At 75.5% G+C, this 16,751-nt stretch carries 16 protein-coding genes; 6 read left to right on the top strand and 10 right to left on the bottom strand.

What is annotated here, in order from left to right:
* Nucleotides 1-85 precede the first annotated feature (85 nt).
* From ACFRAR_RS04985 to ACFRAR_RS04955, 7 genes are all read right to left on the bottom strand, one after another.
* Complete coding sequence (locus ACFRAR_RS04985; protein WP_380694864.1) at nt 86-1,645, bottom strand: MFS transporter; 1,560 nt, start codon at nt 1,643-1,645, stop codon at nt 86-88.
* Nucleotides 1,642-2,253 carry a TetR/AcrR family transcriptional regulator gene (locus ACFRAR_RS04980; RefSeq protein WP_380694862.1) on the bottom strand — a complete coding sequence of 204 codons (612 nt, stop codon included), beginning with the start codon at nt 2,251-2,253 and terminating at the stop codon, nt 1,642-1,644. The genes ACFRAR_RS04985 and ACFRAR_RS04980 overlap by 4 nt, the downstream gene beginning before the upstream one ends.
* 174 nt (nt 2,254-2,427) lie before the next feature.
* Entirely contained in the window at nt 2,428-2,820 is a 393-nt protein-coding gene (locus ACFRAR_RS04975; RefSeq protein ID WP_380694860.1) for a cell division protein SepF, read from the bottom strand.
* Nucleotides 2,821-3,103: 283 nt separating this feature from the next.
* Nucleotides 3,104-3,619, bottom strand: a complete 516-nt coding sequence (locus ACFRAR_RS04970; protein ID WP_380694858.1) for a DinB family protein — start codon at nt 3,617-3,619, stop codon at nt 3,104-3,106.
* 116 nt (nt 3,620-3,735) lie between these two features.
* A complete protein-coding gene (locus ACFRAR_RS04965) occupies nt 3,736-4,452 on the bottom strand; it encodes a TVP38/TMEM64 family protein (RefSeq protein WP_380694856.1) in 717 nt (238 codons plus the stop codon).
* 44 nt (nt 4,453-4,496) lie between these two features.
* The gene (locus tag ACFRAR_RS04960) at nt 4,497-5,267 is read right to left on the bottom strand and encodes a dienelactone hydrolase family protein (protein ID WP_380694854.1); all 771 of its coding nucleotides are present in this window, start codon (nt 5,265-5,267) and stop codon (nt 4,497-4,499) included.
* Nucleotides 5,268-5,361: 94 nt separating this feature from the next.
* The gene (locus ACFRAR_RS04955; RefSeq protein WP_380694852.1) at nt 5,362-6,606 is read right to left on the bottom strand and encodes an MFS transporter; all 1,245 of its coding nucleotides are present in this window, start codon (nt 6,604-6,606) and stop codon (nt 5,362-5,364) included.
* Between the two features lie 117 nt (nt 6,607-6,723).
* Here ACFRAR_RS04955 and ACFRAR_RS04950 point away from each other — a divergent pair, with 117 nt between their 5' ends.
* From ACFRAR_RS04950 to ACFRAR_RS04930, 5 genes are all read left to right on the top strand, one after another.
* Nucleotides 6,724-7,908, top strand: a complete 1,185-nt coding sequence (locus tag ACFRAR_RS04950) for an ROK family transcriptional regulator (protein WP_380694850.1) — start codon at nt 6,724-6,726, stop codon at nt 7,906-7,908.
* A gap of 92 nt (nt 7,909-8,000) precedes the next feature.
* On the top strand, nt 8,001-8,417 hold the full coding sequence (locus ACFRAR_RS04945; RefSeq protein ID WP_380694848.1) for a molybdopterin-binding protein: 417 nt from the start codon (nt 8,001-8,003) through the stop codon (nt 8,415-8,417).
* A gap of 68 nt (nt 8,418-8,485) precedes the next feature.
* Nucleotides 8,486-9,211 (top strand): glycerophosphodiester phosphodiesterase, encoded by a 726-nt coding sequence (locus ACFRAR_RS04940; RefSeq protein ID WP_380694846.1) that lies wholly within the window; start codon nt 8,486-8,488, stop codon nt 9,209-9,211.
* A 204-nt stretch (nt 9,212-9,415) separates the two neighbouring features.
* Nucleotides 9,416-10,507, top strand: a complete 1,092-nt coding sequence (locus ACFRAR_RS04935) for an AI-2E family transporter (RefSeq protein WP_380694844.1) — start codon at nt 9,416-9,418, stop codon at nt 10,505-10,507.
* A gap of 120 nt (nt 10,508-10,627) precedes the next feature.
* On the top strand, nt 10,628-11,509 hold the full coding sequence (locus ACFRAR_RS04930) for a virginiamycin B lyase (RefSeq protein ID WP_380694842.1): 882 nt from the start codon (nt 10,628-10,630) through the stop codon (nt 11,507-11,509).
* Nucleotides 11,510-11,566: 57 nt separating this feature from the next.
* Here ACFRAR_RS04930 and ACFRAR_RS04925 read toward each other — a convergent pair whose 3' ends face one another.
* The 3 genes from ACFRAR_RS04925 to ACFRAR_RS04915 are packed head-to-tail and all read right to left on the bottom strand — an operon-like array spanning nt 11,567 to nt 16,060.
* Nucleotides 11,567-12,121 (bottom strand): GAF domain-containing protein, encoded by a 555-nt coding sequence (locus ACFRAR_RS04925; RefSeq protein WP_380694840.1) that lies wholly within the window; start codon nt 12,119-12,121, stop codon nt 11,567-11,569.
* The gene (locus ACFRAR_RS04920; protein WP_380694838.1) at nt 12,105-12,947 is read right to left on the bottom strand and encodes a S8 family serine peptidase; all 843 of its coding nucleotides are present in this window, start codon (nt 12,945-12,947) and stop codon (nt 12,105-12,107) included. Before ACFRAR_RS04920 ends, ACFRAR_RS04925 begins: the two co-directional genes overlap by 17 nt.
* A complete protein-coding gene (locus ACFRAR_RS04915; protein WP_380694836.1) occupies nt 12,944-16,060 on the bottom strand; it encodes an adenylate/guanylate cyclase domain-containing protein in 3,117 nt (1,038 codons plus the stop codon). The genes ACFRAR_RS04920 and ACFRAR_RS04915 overlap by 4 nt, the downstream gene beginning before the upstream one ends.
* Before the next feature lie 386 nt (nt 16,061-16,446).
* On the opposite strand from ACFRAR_RS04915, the gene ACFRAR_RS04910 reads away from it, so the two are divergent.
* On the top strand, nt 16,447-16,614 hold the full coding sequence (locus ACFRAR_RS04910; RefSeq protein ID WP_380694834.1) for a hypothetical protein: 168 nt from the start codon (nt 16,447-16,449) through the stop codon (nt 16,612-16,614).
* The last annotated feature ends 137 nt before the right edge of the window (nt 16,615-16,751 follow it).

The raw sequence follows: 16,751 nt of genomic DNA, 5'->3' as shown, positions 1-16,751 counted from the left end.
GCAGTCGCGCGGCGCCAGCGGAGAACGAGCGGTCCACAACGGAGAACGGCCGTTCCCCAGGGGGAACGGCCGTTCTCACGGGCTGCTACGCGTCGACCTTCGGCTGGACGGGCGACTCGGCGTCCGCGCCCTCCGGGGCGGCCTCCGGGGCGGAGCGCCCGCGCAGCAGCCGCCAGGTCATCACGGCCGCCCCGGCCAGCAGGGCGGCGGCCAGCAGCCCGGCGCTGTTCATGCCGTGGACGAAGGCCGTCCGGGCGCTCGCCAGCAGCGGCTGCGCCAGCTCGGCCGGCAGGCCCTGCGCCGTCTCGACGGCGGAGCCCAGCGACTCGCCGGCCCGGGCGGCGGCCGCCGGGTCCGTCCCGGCCGGGACGGCCAGCCCGTTCGCGTAGATCGAGCCGACCACCGAGCCCACCAGGGCGATGCCGAGCGCGGTGCCCAGCTCGTACGCGGTCTCCGAGACCGCCGAGGCGGCGCCGGCCTTGTCGGCGGGCGCGGCGCTGAGCACCAGGCCGGCGCCGAGCGTGTAGACCACGCCCTCGGCCGTCCCGGTCAGCAGGAAGGAGGCGGCCAGCACCAGGTAGGTGGTGTCCTGCTCCAGCCAGCCGAGCGCGCCCACGCCCAGGCCCATCGCCAGCAGGCAGACCGTCAGCGCCTTGCGGGCGCCGAAGCGCCGGGCGAGCCGGGCGGTCAGCAGACCGCCGGCCACCGAGCCCGCGAAGGCCGGCAGCTCGGCCAGGCCGGCCTGGAGCGGCTGGTAGCCGCGGACCAGCTGGAGGTACTGCGAGACCACGAAGATCACACCGGAGAGACCGACCAGGGAGATCAGCGAGGCCGAGACGGCCGCGGTGAACCGGCGGTCGCGGAAGAGCCGGACGTCGAGCAGCGGGGTCTCCAGCCGCAGCTGGCGGCGGACGAAGAGGAACAGCGCGGCGGTACCGGCCAGGAAGGCGACCGGCACGTCCCAGCGGTCCACGCCGTGCGCGGCGGCCTCCTTGATCGCGTAGACCGTCCCGATCACTCCGGCCATCGACAGCAGCACGCTCGGCAGGTCCCAGCGGCCCGGCTTCGGGTCCTTGGACTCCGGCAGCAGCCAGGCGCCGGACACCAGCAGCAGGAGCAGCACCGGGATGTTCATCAGGAACACCGAGCCCCACCAGAAGTGCTCCAGCAGCACCCCGCCGACCACCGGCCCGAGCGCGGCGCCGGCGGTGGCGGCCGCGCCCCAGATGCCGATCGCGGTGGCCCGCTCCCGGTCGTCCGGGAAGAGGCCGCGGATCAGCGAGAGCGTGGAGGGCATGATCGTCGCGCCGGCCACGCCGAGCAGCGCACGGGCCAGGATCAGCCAGCCGGGGCTCGGCGCGTAGGCGGCCAGCAGCGAGGCGGCGCCGAAGGCGGCGGACCCGGCCAGCAGCAGCTTCTTGCGGCCGATCCGGTCGCTCAGCGCGCCCATGCTGACCAGCAGTCCGGCCAGCACGAAGGAGTAGGAGTCGCCGATCCAGAGCAGCTGGGTGCCGCTGGGGCGCAGCGTCTCGCTGATCGACGGGATGGCGAGGGAGAGGACGGTCGCGTCCAGGGCGACGACGGTCACGGCCAGGACGAGGACGGCGAGGCCGGTCCAGCGCTGGCGGGCGGTCAGGGTGTTCATGGCGTATCGGTGTCCGGCCCGTGGTCGGAGGTGCGGTGGGTGGGGGGAGCGGGGGTGCCGGCGTCCGGTCTGCGCAGCGCGCCGCCGAGGAACAGCTCGGTGAGCGAGAAGACGGCGTCGCGCGGCGCGAGCCGGCCGTCCTGGATGGACCAGCCGACGCCGGCCACCAGGTCGAAGAAGGCCTCGCTCAGCCAGGCGGCGCTGAGCTCGATGCGGAACACGCCCTGCTGCTGGCCGCGCAGGAAGAGCGCGTGCAGCCGGGCGATCTGGACCTCCCAGAGGTCGTTGATGTCGTCGTGCTCGTAGAGCTGGTTCTCTCCGGCCAGGAAGGCGCAGAGCATGGCGTCCGGGACGGCGGCGTCCGCGAGGCGGCGCAGCGCGGCCTCGGCGTCGCCCTGCTCGACCTCGGCGGTGTCCAGCGCGGCGGCGAACCGGCGCAGCCCGAGCAGGCCGACCTCGCGGATCAGCGCCTCGCGCCCCGGGAAGAGCCGGTGCAGCGTGGCGCGGCTGATGCCGGCGGCGCGGGCGATCTCGTCCAGGTGGGCGGTCGGGCGGCGCGAGAGCACGCCGACGGCGGCTTCCAGGACGGTGTCGCGATCGGTGGCCATGAGGCGAGTGTAGTTCACGTGAGACATCCGTGTCTCATTCGTTTTCGCGAGGTCTCATCTGAAGCGCGGCCTCTCAGCGCCCGGACGGCAAAAACCGGGGACGGTGGGTCACCGTCCCCGGTCAGGGGTGTTCGGGTGCCGCTGCCAGGCAGCGGCGGCTCGGCCCCGGTGGGCTCAGCTCTGGTTGTAGAAGCCGGTCTCGTCCAACGGGCGGTCGATCACCATGACCTCGACGTCGGCCGGGGTGAGCAGGAAGACCCGCCGGGCGATCCGCTCGATGCCGCCCTGGGTGCCGAAGATCAGCCCGGAGGCGAAGTCGACCATGCGCTTGGCCTCGGCCTCCTCCATCTCGGTCAGGTCCATGACCACCGGGATGCTCGCCCGGATGTGCTCGCCGACCGTCCGCGCCGCCTCGAAGCCCGTCGGCCGCAGGGAGACGATCTTCGCGGGCGCCGGGGAGGACGGAACCGTCTCCTGGTCGACCCACTCGTCGTCGTACACCGCGGCCGGGTAGTGACCCGAGGGCATCAGCCACCCGTTGTGGTGCTCGTCGCGAAGTGCTCCCATGCCGCGCCTCCCTGCCTCGTCCCGTCCTGGTCCCCCGGGGGCGCGTGTCCGTTTTTGACACGTCATCCACTCGTCGGAACTGTCCGAGTATCGCACTGTTCACCGGTCCCGTGCCCGCTCGCAACCCCCGTACGAGTCGTGCCGTGCCGGAAACCCGGGCGGACCCGGGCACTTCCAGCGACGCGACACGGCGCCGTACGGTTGCGCGCGTTGACCTTATCGGTCGTGTCGGCCCGGTAATTGACCATCTGTCAACAATGCGGAAACGATTTCACCCCGCGCTTCACTCGCCGGTCACGCCGTCGACCGATTCGCGCAGAAGATCCGCGTGGCCGTTGTGTCGGGCGTACTCCTCGACCAGGTGGGCGAGGATCCAGCGAAGCGTCACCGGCTCGCCCCGGCGGAGCTTCCTGCCGACGGTGTCCAGCGGCAGGCCGGCGGCCGCGCGGCGGGCGGCCTCGACCTCGGCGCGCCAGACGGCGAAGTCGGCCGCGACGTCGGCGGTGTCGACGTCGTCGAAGTCGCCGTCCTCGTTCTCCTCGGTCCAGAAGTGGCCCTCGGTGATCTCCTGGCCGAGCAGGACCGACTGGAACCAGTACTGCTCGACCTCGGCCATGTGCCGGACCAGGCCCAGCAGCGAGAGGTTGGACGGCGGGACGGGGCGCAGCCGCAGCTGGTCGTCGGTCAGGCCCTCGCACTTCAGCGCGAGCGTGCCGCGGTGGTAGTCGAGGAAGGCGGTGAGGGTAGTGGCCTCGTCGGCCACCATCGGCGGGTCCACCCGCGGGTTCGATTCGCTCATGCGCGCCATCCTGGCGGCAGGGGCCGGGCGGGCGCGAACGGTTTTGTTCCGCGGGCCTGTTCCGTCGGTCCGTTCCGTCGGTCCGTTCCGCCGGAGGCGGGGACGGGCGAGCGGGGTCAGCCCGCCATCGCCCGGCGGCGGGCCTTGGCCGCCCGCCAGAGTCCGACCACGCTGCCCACCGCCACCAGGACGATCATCCCGGCCGACAGCAGGAAGGCCGCCGAGTCCGGCCGGCCGGCACTGGCCGCCGCGGTGACGTACACCAGGGTGTTCGGCACCACGCCGATCGCGGTGGCGAGCACGAAGGGCAGGAAGGGGGTGCCGGAGAAGGCCGCCCCGAAGTTGGCCGCCTGGAACGGCATGCCGGGCAGGATCCGCAGCACCAGCACGCTGCGGAAGCCCTTCTCGGTGAACCGCTGGTCCAGCGCGCCGAGCACCTTCCCGCGCAGGTACGGGCGCAGCGCCTCGCGGCCCAGGCCCCGGCCGAGCGCGAAGGCCATGGCGGCGCCCAGGGTGCTGCCGAGCACCGCCAACGCCAGGCCCAGCTTGATGCCGAGCAGCAGCCCGGCCGCCATGTTCAGCGCCAGCCGGGGCAGGAAGGCGAGCGTCCCCACCGCGTAGACCAGGGTGAACAGCGGGCCGAACCAGTACCAGGGCATCCGGTCCGCCAGCCCGCCGTTCAGCAGCTCCGTGGGGCTCCACAGCAGCAGTGAGGCGGCGGTCGCCGCGAGCAGCGCCACCAGCAGGGCGAAGCGCCACCAGGGGGACCGGGGTGCGGCGGCGGGTATCGGGGGTGCGGCGGGCGGCACGGTGGCGGCATCGGGCTCGGACACGGCGCGAAGCCTAGCGGGTGCCGACGGGCGGGGCGCCGAGGGGTTCAGCGAGCTCGTCGGAGGAACTCCAGCAGGCGCTGCCAGGAGTCCCGGGCCGCGGCGGCGTGCGCGGCCGCCGAGAGTTCGAAGAAGTTGTGCGGCGCGCCCGGGTAGGTCACGAACTCGTGCGGGCAGCCGGCCGCGGTGAGCGCCGCGTCGAAGTCCTCGACGGCGGCGGCCGGGATGTGCTCGTCGGCGCCGCCCCAGAAGGCGAGGACCGGGGCGGCCGGCGCGGCGGCGAGCTGGGTGGGCCCAGGGGCGCCGTTGATGGCGCCCGGGTAGCCGTAGAACCCGACCGCGCCGGCCAGGCCGAAGCGGGGCGCGGCGGCGCGGAAGGCCTGCCGGCCGCCGAAGCAGAAGCCGAGCGCGACGACCTCGGCGGGCCCGGTGGCGCGCAGCCGGTCCAGTGCGGCGGTGATGTCGGCGTCCAGCCCCTCGGGGGTGAGCGCGAGCAGGTGGGGGAGCAGGCCCGGCAGTTCGCCGAATTCCGCCGGGCGCTTTTCCGGATCGGCGCCGGCGGTGCGGCCGTAATAGTCGAGGACGAGCGCCGGATGGCCCTGTTCGGCGAGCCGGGCGGCGGTCTGCCGGTAGAACGGGGAAAGGCCCCTGTTGTCCGGCAGGACGAGCACGGAGGCGCCGGTGGCGACCTCCGGGCGGGCCAGGAAGGCGCCGAACCCGGTGCCGTCGGCCGAGGTCAGGGTCAGTGGGGCGGCCTCGGCCAGGGGCCACAGGGCGGGGCCGAAGGCGGGCGGCGCGGCATCCGGGTCGTAGCACACGGGGAATTCCTCTCGTGGAGCACGTGAAACCGCCGGGCGCGGCGGCGCCCGGCGGTTCGAGACTCTAACGGGGAATTCCCTCGGGAATTCACGATCATATCGCGGAGAGATCTTTTCCGGAAGGGTTTTCCGGTGACGGTGTGGTCACATTCGCGCTGGTGGAATTCCGTTCGGCCAGCCGCAGCGCCCCGGCGCTCAGCAGCAGCGCGCAGGCGAGCGCGGTGACCAGGGCGAAGGAGACGGTCAGCGAGGTGGCCTGGGCGAGGGCGCCGATCACCGCGGGGGCGATCAGGCCGGAGGTGTAGGTGACGGTGGCGACGCCCGCGATGGCCTGGCTGGGGTTGCTGCCGATCCGGCCCGCCGCGGCGAAGGCCAGCGGGACGATCACCGCGATGCCGATGCCGATCAGGGCGAACCCGGGGATGGCCAGCGCCGGGCTGTCGGCGATGACCACCAGCAGGCCGCCGGCGGTGGCGACGGCGCCGCCGACGCGGGTGGTGCGCACGGCGCCGAGCCGGCGGATCGCCGCGTCCCCGGCCAGTCGGCTGACCGCCATGGTGAGGGAGAAGGCGGTGTAGGAGGCGGCGGCGACGGTGGCCGAGGCTCCGGTGACGTCCCGCAGGTAGATGCCGCTCCAGTCCATCGAGGCGCCCTCGGCGAAGACCGCGCAGAAGCCGACCAGGCCGATCACCAGCGAGCTGCGCGGCGGCAGTGCGAACCGCGGCGGCTCCTCCGCGCCCTCGTGCGCCCGGATGTCGGGCAGGCCCCGGCAGGCGGGCTGGGCGAGGACGAGCATGATCAGCGCCGTGACGGCCAGCTGGAGCCGGGCGTCGAGGTCCAGGTGGGCGGCGAGGATGCCGAAGGGGGAGGCCAGCAGGCCGCCCGCGCTCCACATCCCGTGCAGGCCGGACATGATCGAGCGGTCGAGCCGCTGCTCGATCTCCACGCCCTGGGCGTTCATCGCGACGTCGGCCATCCCGGCGGTGGCCCCGTACACCAGCAGGGCCGCGCACAGCACCGGCAGCGAGGGGGCCAGCGCCGGCAGGGCGAGGGCCAGGCACCAGAGCGAGATCAGCCCGCGCACCGCGGCGCGGCCGCCGTAGCGGTGGACGAAGCGGCCGGCCAGCGGCATCGCGAGGGAGGAGCCGACGGCGGGCATGACCAGGGCCAGGCCGAGCTGGCCGGTGGAGAGGTGGAGGTGCTCCTGGATCCACGGGATGCGGGTGACGAAGCTGCCGCTGACGGCGCCGTGCACGCAGAAGACCAGGGCGATGCTCGCCCGGGCCCGGCGCGGTGCGGTCAGCGGCTGCGGCGGTGGTGGTGCGGTGGTCCCGCTCATGGGGTGTTCCCTCCCGGTCGCGCGGTGAGGGGCGCGACAGTGCCCTTGACGGGCGATAAATTATCAGGAAGGGACCCTGATAGAAACACTTCGGCAGGACTGGAAGGATGACCGGCCATGACCACCGCGCGTACGGCCACGCCGAGCACCGCCCGGGCGATCAACGACCGGCTGGCGCTCAACCTCCTGCTCGAACAGGGCCCTCTGACCGCGACCGAGCTGCGCGACCTCACCGGCCTGTCCCGGCCGACCGTCGCCGACCTGCTCGAACGCCTCCAGCGCACCGGCCTGGTGGCCGTCGTCGGCGAGCGCGGCGAACAGCGGCGCGGCCCCAACGCCCGGCTCTACGCGCTGGTCGCCTCCCGGGCCCACCTGGCCGCCTTCGACGTCCGCTCCGGCGGCGTCAGCCTGGTCGTCGCCGACCTGGTCGGGCGCAGCCTCGCCACCGCCGAGGTCCCGGTCGAGGGCGAGGGCGGACCGAGCACCGCCGGGGCGATCGTCGCCACCCTGCTGGAGACCGCGCGCGGCGCCGGCGTCGAGCGGCTGCACACCGTCGCGGTCGGCGCCCCCGGACTGGTCGACCCGGCCACCGGGCGCCTGCAGAGCACCGGCCAGCTCCCCGCCTGGCACACCGAACTCCTCGCCGCACTCAGGGAACTGCCCGGTGTCGAGGTGATCGTGGAGAACGAGGTCAACCTGGCCGGACGGGCCGAGTACCGGGTCGGCGCCGCGCGCGACCGCGACACCTTCGTCCTGCTCTGGCTGGGCCACAGCGTCGGCGCCGCCGTGATCCTGGACGGGCGGCTGCGCCGGGGCTTCTCCGGCGGCACCGGAGAGATCTGCTTCCTGCCCGTCCCGGGGACCACGGGCCTGCCCAGCGCCGACAGCTGCGAGGGGGGCTTCCACGGCTTGGTCGGCAGCGCCGCGATCCGCGCGCTGGCCCGCGCCCACGGGCTGCCCGCCGGCCCGGCCGGGGACGCCCCCGCCGCCGAGGCCGCCGTCCGCGCCGCACTGGCGGGCGGCGCGGCGGGCGACGCGTTCCTGGACGAGCTGGCCGAGCGGATCGCGATCGGCGCGGCCGGCGTCTGCGTGGTGCTGGACCCCGGCTGCGTGGTGCTCGGCGGCGAGGTCGGCCGGGCCGGCGGGCCGGAGCTGGCCGCCCGGGTCGAACGGCGGCTGGCCCTGCTCTCCCCGCTGAGGACCGAGGTGCGGGCCGGTACGGCGGGCGGCGGCGCGGTGCTCGCGGGTGCGGTGCTGACCGCCGGGGACGCGGTGCGGCGGGACCTGTTCGGCGAGCCCTGACGGCCCTCGCGTGATCACCCGCGCCGTCTGTACGGCAGGATGGCGCGGGGGCGCCCCGCCCCCGGAACCCGGACCACCGTCAGGAGACGCACATGGGCCAGCCCGAGGTGCCGGCCAACCCGTACCGCATCGGCGAGGCCGCGGCGCTGCTCGGCGTCAGCGCCGACACCATGCGGCGCTGGGTGGACGCGGGGCGGGTCGCCGCCGCGCGGGACGAGCACGGGCACCGGATCATCCCGGGGGCCGAACTGGCCGCCTTCGCCCGGGAGCTGGCCCGGCCGGAGACCGCCGAGGCGGAGGGCCGGCCGTCCTCGGCGCGCAACCGCTTCCCGGGGATCGTCACCCATGTGGTGCTCGGCGACGTGGCCGCGCAGGTGGAGATCCAGGCCGGGCCGTTCCGGGTGGTGTCGCTGATCAGCCGGGAGTCGGCGGAGGAGCTGAACCTGGTCCCCGGCGCACCCGCCACCGCCGTCATCAAGTCCACCAACGTGATGGTCGAACGACGCTGACGCTCCCCGGGGCGCCGCGAGAGCATCGGCGTCCACGACCTCACCCCCTGGCTCACCGGAAGGCTCCGTTGAACACCGCCGCCAAGCCGTCGAACACCGCCGCCAAGCCCCTCGCCGTCGCCCACCGCGGCGACCCGTACCGCCACCGCGAGAACACCCTGCCCTCCGTCGAGTCGGCGCTCGCCGCCGGGGCCGACGCCGTGGAGGTGGACGTCCAGCTCACCCGCGACCGGGTCCCCGTCCTGCTGCACGACCGTACGCTCGAACGGCTCTGGGGCGACTCGCGGTCGATCGACCGGGTCACCACCGAGCAGCTGGCGGAGCTGCGGCAGGGCCCGCTCGCCGTCCCCACCCTGGCCGAGGCGATCGAGGCGGTGGCCGCCGTCGACAGCCGCCGGCTGCTGATCGACCTGGACGACCCGGTACCGGTCGCCGCGACCTGGTCGGTGGTCACCGAGCTCGGCGCCGAACGGTCGGTCGCCTTCTGCGGCCCCGTCACCGCCATGCTCGCGGTGCGCGAACTGGCCCCCGCCGCCGAGATCGCGCTCACCTGGAAGCAGCCCCGGATGCCGGTGCGCGCCCTGCTGGACGACCTGCGCCCGCGCTACCTCAACCCTCCGTTCGGCCTGGTCACCCCCGAGTTCACCGCCGCCGCGGCGGCCCAGGGCCTCGCCGTCTCCACCTGGACCGCCGACCTGCGCCGCACCATGCGCCGGCTGCGCGACACCGGGGTCTCCTCCATCACCTCCAACCGGATCTCCGTGCTGCGCTCGGTGCTGGACGGCCGCCGGTGAGCGGAGCCGGTACCGGGGCCGGGGCCGCGTACGGGCCGTCGCGCGTGCCGGCCCTCGCCGGGGCGGACGGCGGGGGCGTGGTGCGGTTCGAGGCGGCCGGGTAGCTCGTTCGGGTGCTCACGGCCGATCCGCCGCGCGGCCCGTCGGAACCTCTGCTGAGCTGGGGCGGTCCGGAATCGTCGACGCCCCCCGGCGGAGGTGGCCGTGCCCGTGGAGCCCTCGCCCGGCGAACAGCGGCCGGCCGACCATCGCAGGCCCTACCTGATGCTGCCGCCCGCGCTGCGGCAGGCGGCGGCCTGGTCGGTGGCGGTGATCCTGCTGCTCGCCGTGGCCTCGCTGGTGGTCTTCGCGCTGGTCGAACTGCGGGCCGCCACCGTGCCGTTCGTGCTGGCGCTGCTGGGGGCCTCGCTGCTCTACCCGGTGGTGCCCTGGCTGGTGCGCCGCGGCGTCGGACGCGGCCTGGCCGCCGGGCTGACCTGCACCGTACTCGTGGCCGCGGGCACCGGGGTGATCGCGCTGCTGGTCAACTCGCTGGTGCACAGTGCCCCGCAGATCGCCTCCTCGCTCCAGCAGTCCGGGGAGCGGCTGGCGGAGTGGCTGGGCCCGCTCGGGGCGAAGATCCAGCACGCGCTGAGCAACGCGAAGGGCGAGACCGACTCGCTGGTCTCGACCCTCACCAGCGGTGTGCTCTCCGGGCTCGGCCTGCTCACCCAGCTGGTCACCGGTGGGGTGCTGGCGCTCGCCCTGGTGTTCTTCTTCCTCCGGGACGGCCACCGCACCGGCGACGTGATCCGCGCCTACCTGCCCGAGCGCAGCGCCGCCACGGTGATCGCCTGCGCCGAGCGGGCCTTCGACGCGATGGCCGGGTTCATGCGCGGCACCACGCTGATCGCCCTGATCGACGCGGGCTTCATCACCATCGGCCTGGTCGCCCTCGGCGTGCCGGGCGCCCCCGGGCTGGGCGCGCTGGTCTTCATGGGCGCCTACATCCCGTTCGTCGGGGCCTTCCTGTCCGGCACCGTGGCGGTGCTGGTGGCCCTCGCGGACGGCGGTCTCGGCACGGCGCTGTGGGCGCTCGGGGTGGTGCTGACGGTGCAGATGATCGAGGGCAACATCCTCCAGCCGGTCATCCAGAGCCGCACGGTGGAGCTGCACCCGGCCACCATCATGGTCGCCGTGGTGGCGGGCGCCGGGATCGCGGGGATCATCGGCGCCCTGCTCGCCGTCCCGGTCTGCGCGGCCGGGATGGGCGTCGTGTCGGTCCTGCGCGGTGACCCGGGCCGGACGGCGCAGTAGCCGGGGTCGGCAGTCCGGGCGGGGCGCCGACGCGGCGCCGAATCCGGTTGCCGGGGTGCGGGTGGCGTGCGAGGATCACTAACGCGATGGGAGTCGCATTAGTGATGGGGAGGGGTCGTCATGGAACTGATCGACGTCGCCGAGGCGGGTGCCGGGCCGTACGGGGTGGCGGTGGGGCCGGGTGGGAGTGTCTGGTTCACCCTGGTGCACGGCGGGGAGATCGGGCGGCTGGTCCCCGGCGGGGCGGTGGAGCGGTTCGGCCTCGGGGCGCCGGAGTGCGGGCCGGCGGTGATCGTGGCGGGGCCGGACGGGGCGATGTGGTTCAGCCGGATGCGGGACCACCGGATCGGGCGGATCGCCGTGGACGGGACGGCGACGTCCTTCGCGGTGCCGACGGAGGACGCCGGGCCGTACGGGCTGGCCGCCGGCCCCGACGGGGCGCTCTGGTTCACCGAGCCGAACGCGGACCGGATCGGGCGGATCACCGTGGACGGCGAGGTGACGGAGTACCCGCTGCCGCTCGAAGGGGCCTTCCCGTCGCTGATCGCCGCGGGCCCGGACGGGGCGCTGTGGTGCACGCTCAACCAGGCCGACGCGGTGGCCCGGGTCGGCACGGACGGCGCGGTGGCCGTCCACCGGCTGCCCACCGGGGGCACCGCGCCGGTCGGGATCACCGCCGGGGCCGACGGCGCCCTCTGGTACGTCGGCATCGGCGGCGGACTGGTCGGGCGGATCACCGTGGGCGGCCGGGTGACGGAGTACCCGCTGGCCGACCGGGCGGCCAGGCCGCACGCCATCGCGGCCGGGCCGGGCGGCCGGCTCTGGTTCACCGAGTGGGGCGCGGGGCGGATCGGCGTGCTCACCCCGGACGGGCACCTCGACGGGTACCCGGTCCCAGGCACGGGCGCCGAGCCGCACGGCGTCGCCGTCACCCCGGACGGCACCGTGTACGCGGCCCTGGAGCGCGGGCAGCTCGCCCGCCTGGACGCCCGGGACCACTGACGCCCGGGACTACTGACGCCCGGGACCACTGACGCCCGGGACTGCTGGCGCCCGGGACTACTGACGGCGCAGCAGCTCCTCCAGGTCGGCGAGCAGACCGAGCGCGGCGGCCCGGTCCGGGACCGGCTCCAGGACGGGCGAGCGCTCGGCGATCACCCGCAGGGCGGCGGCGGCCTGCCGGGCGAACATCGCCAGCAGGTCCAGCTCGGGCAGGCTCGCGCGGGCCTGCGGGGCCGGGTCCAGCACCTCCAGGACGCCGAGCACCTGGCTGCCGTGGGTGAGCGGGGCGGCCATCAGGGTGGTCGGGACGTACGCGGTGGACTCGGCGAACTCCCGGTCGAAGGTGCGGTTGGCGCCCAGGTCGTCCACCACCATCGGCTCGCCCGAGGCGGCCACCCAGCCCGCGATGCCCCGGCCGGCCGGGAAGCGGCGGCCCACCAGCGACTCCTCGCCGCGCCCGGAGACGGCCTGGAAGACCAGCTCCCCGGCCACCTCGTCGAGCAGGCACACCGAGCCGGCCTGGGCGCCGAAGATCGCCCGGGCCACGTCCACCACGGACTGGAGCAGCTCGCGGGCCAGCGGGTCGACGGCGGGGTCAGTGCTGAGGGTCATCGGGCGCCTCCGGGGTGGGGGTGGAAGGGACCTGGACGTTGGCCGCGGTGAGGTAGAGCGCGCTCTTCAGCTGGAAGGTGGTCAGCCTCGGCCGCCGGGACAGGATGCGGGCGCAGAGCCCGGCCACGTACGGGGTCGCGAAGCTGTTGCCGGTGGTGCGGATGGTGGCACCGCCGAGCCAGGGCACCCGGACGTTCTGGCCGGGGGCGAAGAACTCGACCGGCGGCGCCGGGTTGTACAGGTGCAGCCGCTGGTCGTCCTCCTGGTGGCTGCCCACCGAGATGACCGAGGAGAACCGCCACGGGTAGCTCTCCACCGGGGTGTTGTGGGCGGAGGCGACGATCGCGGTGCGGGCGAAGAAGGCGTCGTCGGCGATCGCGTGCAGCTGCTCCAGGAAACGGGTCCGGGTGGTGGAGAGGCTGAGGTTGACCACGTCGAAGCCCTGTCCGACGGCCCAGCGCAGGCCGGCGATCAGCATGTCGCCGGTGCCGGTGAAGCGTTCGCCGAGCACCCGGACGCTGTAGAGCTCGCAGTCCGGGGCGGTGCGGCGGATGATGCCCGCGCAGGCGGTGCCGTGCCCGCAGGTGTCGCCGGCGGTGTCGGGGCGGACGGTCAGTTCCCGGGTGTCGGGGTCCTTGACCACCGCCCAGGAGCCCTGCACCGGCCCGACCAGCGGGTGGTCCGGCTCGATCCCGGAGTCGACCACGCAGACCCGGATGCCCTTGCCGGTGCCCTCGTCGTCGGGGGCGACGGCGTCGGCGAGCACCGGGAGGTCGGCGGGGGCGCGGTCGCGCAGGCTCCAGGTGAGGTCGGCCGGGCCGCTCACCGGGTGCCCCCGAGCCGCTCGGCGCGTCGCACGCCCGGCAGGTGGCCCTTGGCGGCGAAGCGGTCCCGGGCGGTGGCGGCGGCCGCCGCGGCCTCGGAGGGACGGCCGAGCAGCAGCAGGGCGTGGGCGCGGTCGAGCGCGGTCAGCGCCTGGAGCAGCAGCGACTCGGTGGCCTCGGCGCCGGCCAGGGCGGCGGCGGTCAGGTCCAGCGCCGGGGCGGCCTCGCCGCGGGCGGCGGCGAGCCGGCCGCGCAGCGCGTCCAGCTCGATCGCGAGCACCGGCGGGAGCGCGGTGACGGCGTCCGCGCCGTCCAGGTGGCGGGCGGCCTGGGCCGGGCGGTCGGTGTCCAGCAGGACCCGGGCGGTGGTCAGCGCCAGGCGCGGCAGCGGGGCCGCGGCGCCCTGGTGACGGGCGATCTCGGCGGCGTCGGCGAGCAGGTCCAGCGCCTGGCCGCTCTGTTCGAGGGCGGCCGCAGCCTGGGCGGTCAGCGCGGGCAGCGCGACCATCGCCTCGGCCAGCGACAGCTCCCCGGCCAGGCCGTTGGCCTCGGCGAGCAGCAGCTCCGCCTCGTCGGGGCGGTCGCGCAGCGCCAGCAGCACGGCCAGCGGGCCGTTCAGCGCGACCCGGACGGCCCGCCGGCCGGTGCCGTGCTCGGCGAGCAGGGCGCGCAGCCGGAAGGTGGCGTTCGGGACGGGCTCGGGGCCGGCCAGCAGCGAGGCGGCGGTCGCGGCCAGCACGGCGGCCCGGTCCAGCTCCGCGCCGGTGCGCGAGACCTGGCCGAGCGCCTGGTCGAGCAGCTGCTCGGCCTCGGCGTGCCGGCCGGCCAGCAGGTGCTCCTCGGCCAGCCGCAGCCGGGCCCGGGCCTGGCCGAGGTCGTCCCCGGCGTCGGTGAACAGCGGCAGCACGGCGCGGGCGGTCGCGGCGGGCTGGTCCTGGCCGGGCGGCAGGCCGCGGGCGGCCAGCGCGAGCCGGGCGTGCGCGGCGTCCAGCGGGTCGGCGGCCGCGTCCCGCACCTGGGCGAGGACGGGCAGCGCCTCCTCGGCGCGGCCGAGCGCCAGCCGGGCCTCGCCGAGGCGGCGCAGCGCGGGGCCGGCGGCGCGCTCGCCCGGGTAGTGCAGCCGGACGGCGCGCTCCAGCAGGTCGGTGGCGGCGGGCAGGTCGGTGCGGTCCAGCGCGTCGGCCCCGGCGGCGCCGAGGGTGGCGGCCGCGCGGGTGCGCAGCACGTCGGTGCGGGTGTCCAGCAGGCCCAGTTCGAGCCGGTAGCGGTGGGCGTGCTCCAGGTGGCCGCCGACGGCGGCGGGCCCGGTGGAGCGGACGGCCGGCAGGTCGGCGGCGCGCTCGTGGCGCTCGGCGCGGGCCCGCTTGGACATCGACTGGTAGACCGACTCCTGGACCAGGCCGCTGCTGAACCGGTAGCCGGGGCCGGTCGGTTCGACCAGCCGCAGCTCGGCCAGCCGGGCCAGGGCGGCGTGCAGCCGCGGCGGGGTGTCGTCGCCCGCGGCCGGCGGGCCGGCCGGCAGGCCGTCGAGCGGGCCGGTGAAGACGTCGTCCTCCGGGTCGGCGAAGGCGTCCTGGTCGGCGCCGCCGTGGGCGAGTTGGGCGAGCTCGGTGGCGGTGAAGACACGGCCGAGGACGGCGGCCAGGTCGAGCGTGGCGCGCTCGTCGCGCTCCAGCCCGTCGATCTGGGCGCTGAGCAACGCCCTTCCGGTGGGCGGGAGTTCGTCGGTCAGGGTGGGGCCCTCGGTCTCGGTGAGGGCGGCCAGCAGCTCCTCCAGGTGCAGCGGGTTGCCCTCGGCGCGCTCCAGCAGCCGGGTGGGCACCGCGTCCTGGTGGGCGCTCAGCTCGGTCAACTGGGCGGCCAGCAGGGCGGATTCGTCCCAGGACAGGCCGCCGACCGGCAGCGTCGGCAGCTTCGGGCGGGCGGCCGGGAGCTCGGGCCGGGTCAGGCAGAGCACCAGGACCGGGGCCGCGCCGAGTTCGGCCGTCAGCAGCTCGGCGGCGTCCAGCAGCACCGGGCCGGCCCACTGGCAGTCGTCCAGGACGAGGACGGCGGGGCGCTCGACGGTGCGGCCGCGCAGGATCGCGGCCAGCAGCTCCAGCGAGCGGCGGGCCTCCAGGTCCGGCGCCGTCGCCTCGGCCAGCCGGGCCAGCGCCTCGGCGGGGGCGGCGCCCTCGGGCTCGTCCAGCAGGGTGCGGACCGCCTCGGCGAGCGGCGCCAGGACACCCTGCTCGCCGAAACTGCGGCAGCGGGCGGTGCCGCAGCGGGCGGTGCGGCGGCCGACCCGCTCGCGCCACTCGCGCACCAGCCGGGTCTTGCCGATGCCCGCCTCGCCGGCCACCAGCAGCAGTTCGGCCCCCTGGCCGCCCGCCACCCGGGCCAACGCCGCGTCCAGCTGGTCCAGTTCGCGCTCCCGGCCGACCAGCGGGACGTCGAAGCGGCGCAGCAGCTCCGGATCGTCCTCGTCCAGGCCGACCAGGCGGTAGGCGGTGACCGGCTCGGTCTTGCCCTTGAGCCGCAGCGGGCCGACCTCGTCCACCTGGGCGGCCGGGCCGGCCGCGCGCAGCGTCTGCGCGCCGATCAGCACCTGGCCGGGCGCGGCCTGGGTCTGCAGCCGGGCGGCGATGTTCACGGTCTCGCCGGAGATCAGCGCCTGGCGTGCCGAGGCGTCCGAACCCGCCACCACCTGGCCGGTGTTGACGCCGATCCGGACGTCCAGGCGGACTCCGAGGGTGGCGTCCAGCTCGGTGTTGAGGTCCTCCAGGTCCTCCAGCATGGCGAGCGCGGCGGCCAGCGCCCGGTGGGCGTCGTCCTCGCGGATCACCGGGACGCCGAAGACCGCCATCACCGCGTCCCCGATGAACTTCTCCAGGGTGCCGCCGTGGGCCTCGATCTGACGGTGCATCCGCTCGAAGTAGCGCAGGATCAGCTCGCGCAGGGTCTCCGGGTCGAGCGCGCCGGACAGGGCGGTGGAGTCGACCAGGTCGCAGAAGACCACCGTGACCAGCTTGCGCTCCTCGGCGGCCAGGTCGAGCGCGGCGGACCGGGAGGTGCCGCAGGATGGGCAGAACTGGTCGTTGGTGGCGACGAGTTGGGCGCAGTGTGGGCAGGGCATGGTGGCCGTCCTTCGGTCGTCCTTCGCTGTGCCGGGCGGAGCGGTCGCTCGGGGCCCGCGCGGTGGCGCGGGGCCTGTGCGGTTGCTCGGGGCCCGTGCGGCGGTGCGGGGCGCGGGCGTCCCGGGCCAGGGTCGCGGGCGCGGCTTCGGGCCCGGTTCGGGAACGCCTGGCGAACGGTATGGCCGCAGCCGGGGCGAGGTGCCGGGGCCTTCCCGGAGCTCCGGGAAGGGGGTGGACGGGCGGGTACACCCGTGCCGACCTGCGGCCATACCGGTTCCCAGCCGGCCCCGAAGCCGGGCACAGCCGGCCCCGCCCAATCTGGTGTCCAACGGCGGGCAGCCGCTCGCCGGAACCGTAACCACCCCCATGCGGAAGGAGTTCGACCATGGCCGAGAACATGGAGCAGCAGAACGGCGAGGAGACCCCCGAGGTCGAGGCGCACGCCGCCAACGTCCTGGACCTCCAGGGGCTGAAGGTCCTCGGTGACGCCGCCGAGGGCAGCTGCTTCAGCCTGATCAGCTACGTCCGCGGCGCCGAGACCGTCACCGAGTGACCTGGGTCCGGACGTCCGGCCGCGCACCGGGGCAGTGACACCACCGCCCCGGCCGCCCGGTCACCGCAAGGCTTCCGGGGCGGCTCCGTCGAAGGACGGGGCCGCCCCGGCCCGATGAGACGCCCGGCGTCACCCAC

Source organism: Kitasatospora sp. NPDC056651 (assembly GCF_042792155.1).
Lineage (GTDB): Bacteria > Actinomycetota > Actinomycetes > Streptomycetales > Streptomycetaceae > Kitasatospora.
The sequence above is the reverse complement of the archived record's forward strand: the minus strand, read 5'-3'. Positions and strand labels throughout refer to the sequence as shown.

Excerpts from the sequence above, each read along its gene's own strand:
- ACFRAR_RS04925 (WP_380694840.1), bottom strand. The coding sequence starts at position 12,121 with ATGACCCTCAGCACTGACCCCGCCGTCGACCCGCTGGCCCGCGAGCTG.
- ACFRAR_RS04910 (WP_380694834.1), top strand. The coding sequence starts at position 16,447 with ATGGCCGAGAACATGGAGCAGCAGAACGGCGAGGAGACCCCCGAGGTC.
- ACFRAR_RS04980 (WP_380694862.1), bottom strand. The coding sequence starts at position 2,253 with ATGGCCACCGATCGCGACACCGTCCTGGAAGCCGCCGTCGGCGTGCTC.
- ACFRAR_RS04945 (WP_380694848.1), top strand. The coding sequence starts at position 8,001 with ATGGGCCAGCCCGAGGTGCCGGCCAACCCGTACCGCATCGGCGAGGCC.
- ACFRAR_RS04970 (WP_380694858.1), bottom strand. The coding sequence starts at position 3,619 with ATGAGCGAATCGAACCCGCGGGTGGACCCGCCGATGGTGGCCGACGAG.
- ACFRAR_RS04930 (WP_380694842.1), top strand. The coding sequence starts at position 10,628 with ATGGAACTGATCGACGTCGCCGAGGCGGGTGCCGGGCCGTACGGGGTG.
- ACFRAR_RS04955 (WP_380694852.1), bottom strand. The coding sequence starts at position 6,606 with ATGAGCGGGACCACCGCACCACCACCGCCGCAGCCGCTGACCGCACCG.
- ACFRAR_RS04950 (WP_380694850.1), top strand. The coding sequence starts at position 6,724 with ATGACCACCGCGCGTACGGCCACGCCGAGCACCGCCCGGGCGATCAAC.
- ACFRAR_RS04975 (WP_380694860.1), bottom strand. The coding sequence starts at position 2,820 with ATGGGAGCACTTCGCGACGAGCACCACAACGGGTGGCTGATGCCCTCG.
- ACFRAR_RS04915 (WP_380694836.1), bottom strand. The coding sequence starts at position 16,060 with ATGCCCTGCCCACACTGCGCCCAACTCGTCGCCACCAACGACCAGTTC.
- ACFRAR_RS04985 (WP_380694864.1), bottom strand. The coding sequence starts at position 1,645 with ATGAACACCCTGACCGCCCGCCAGCGCTGGACCGGCCTCGCCGTCCTC.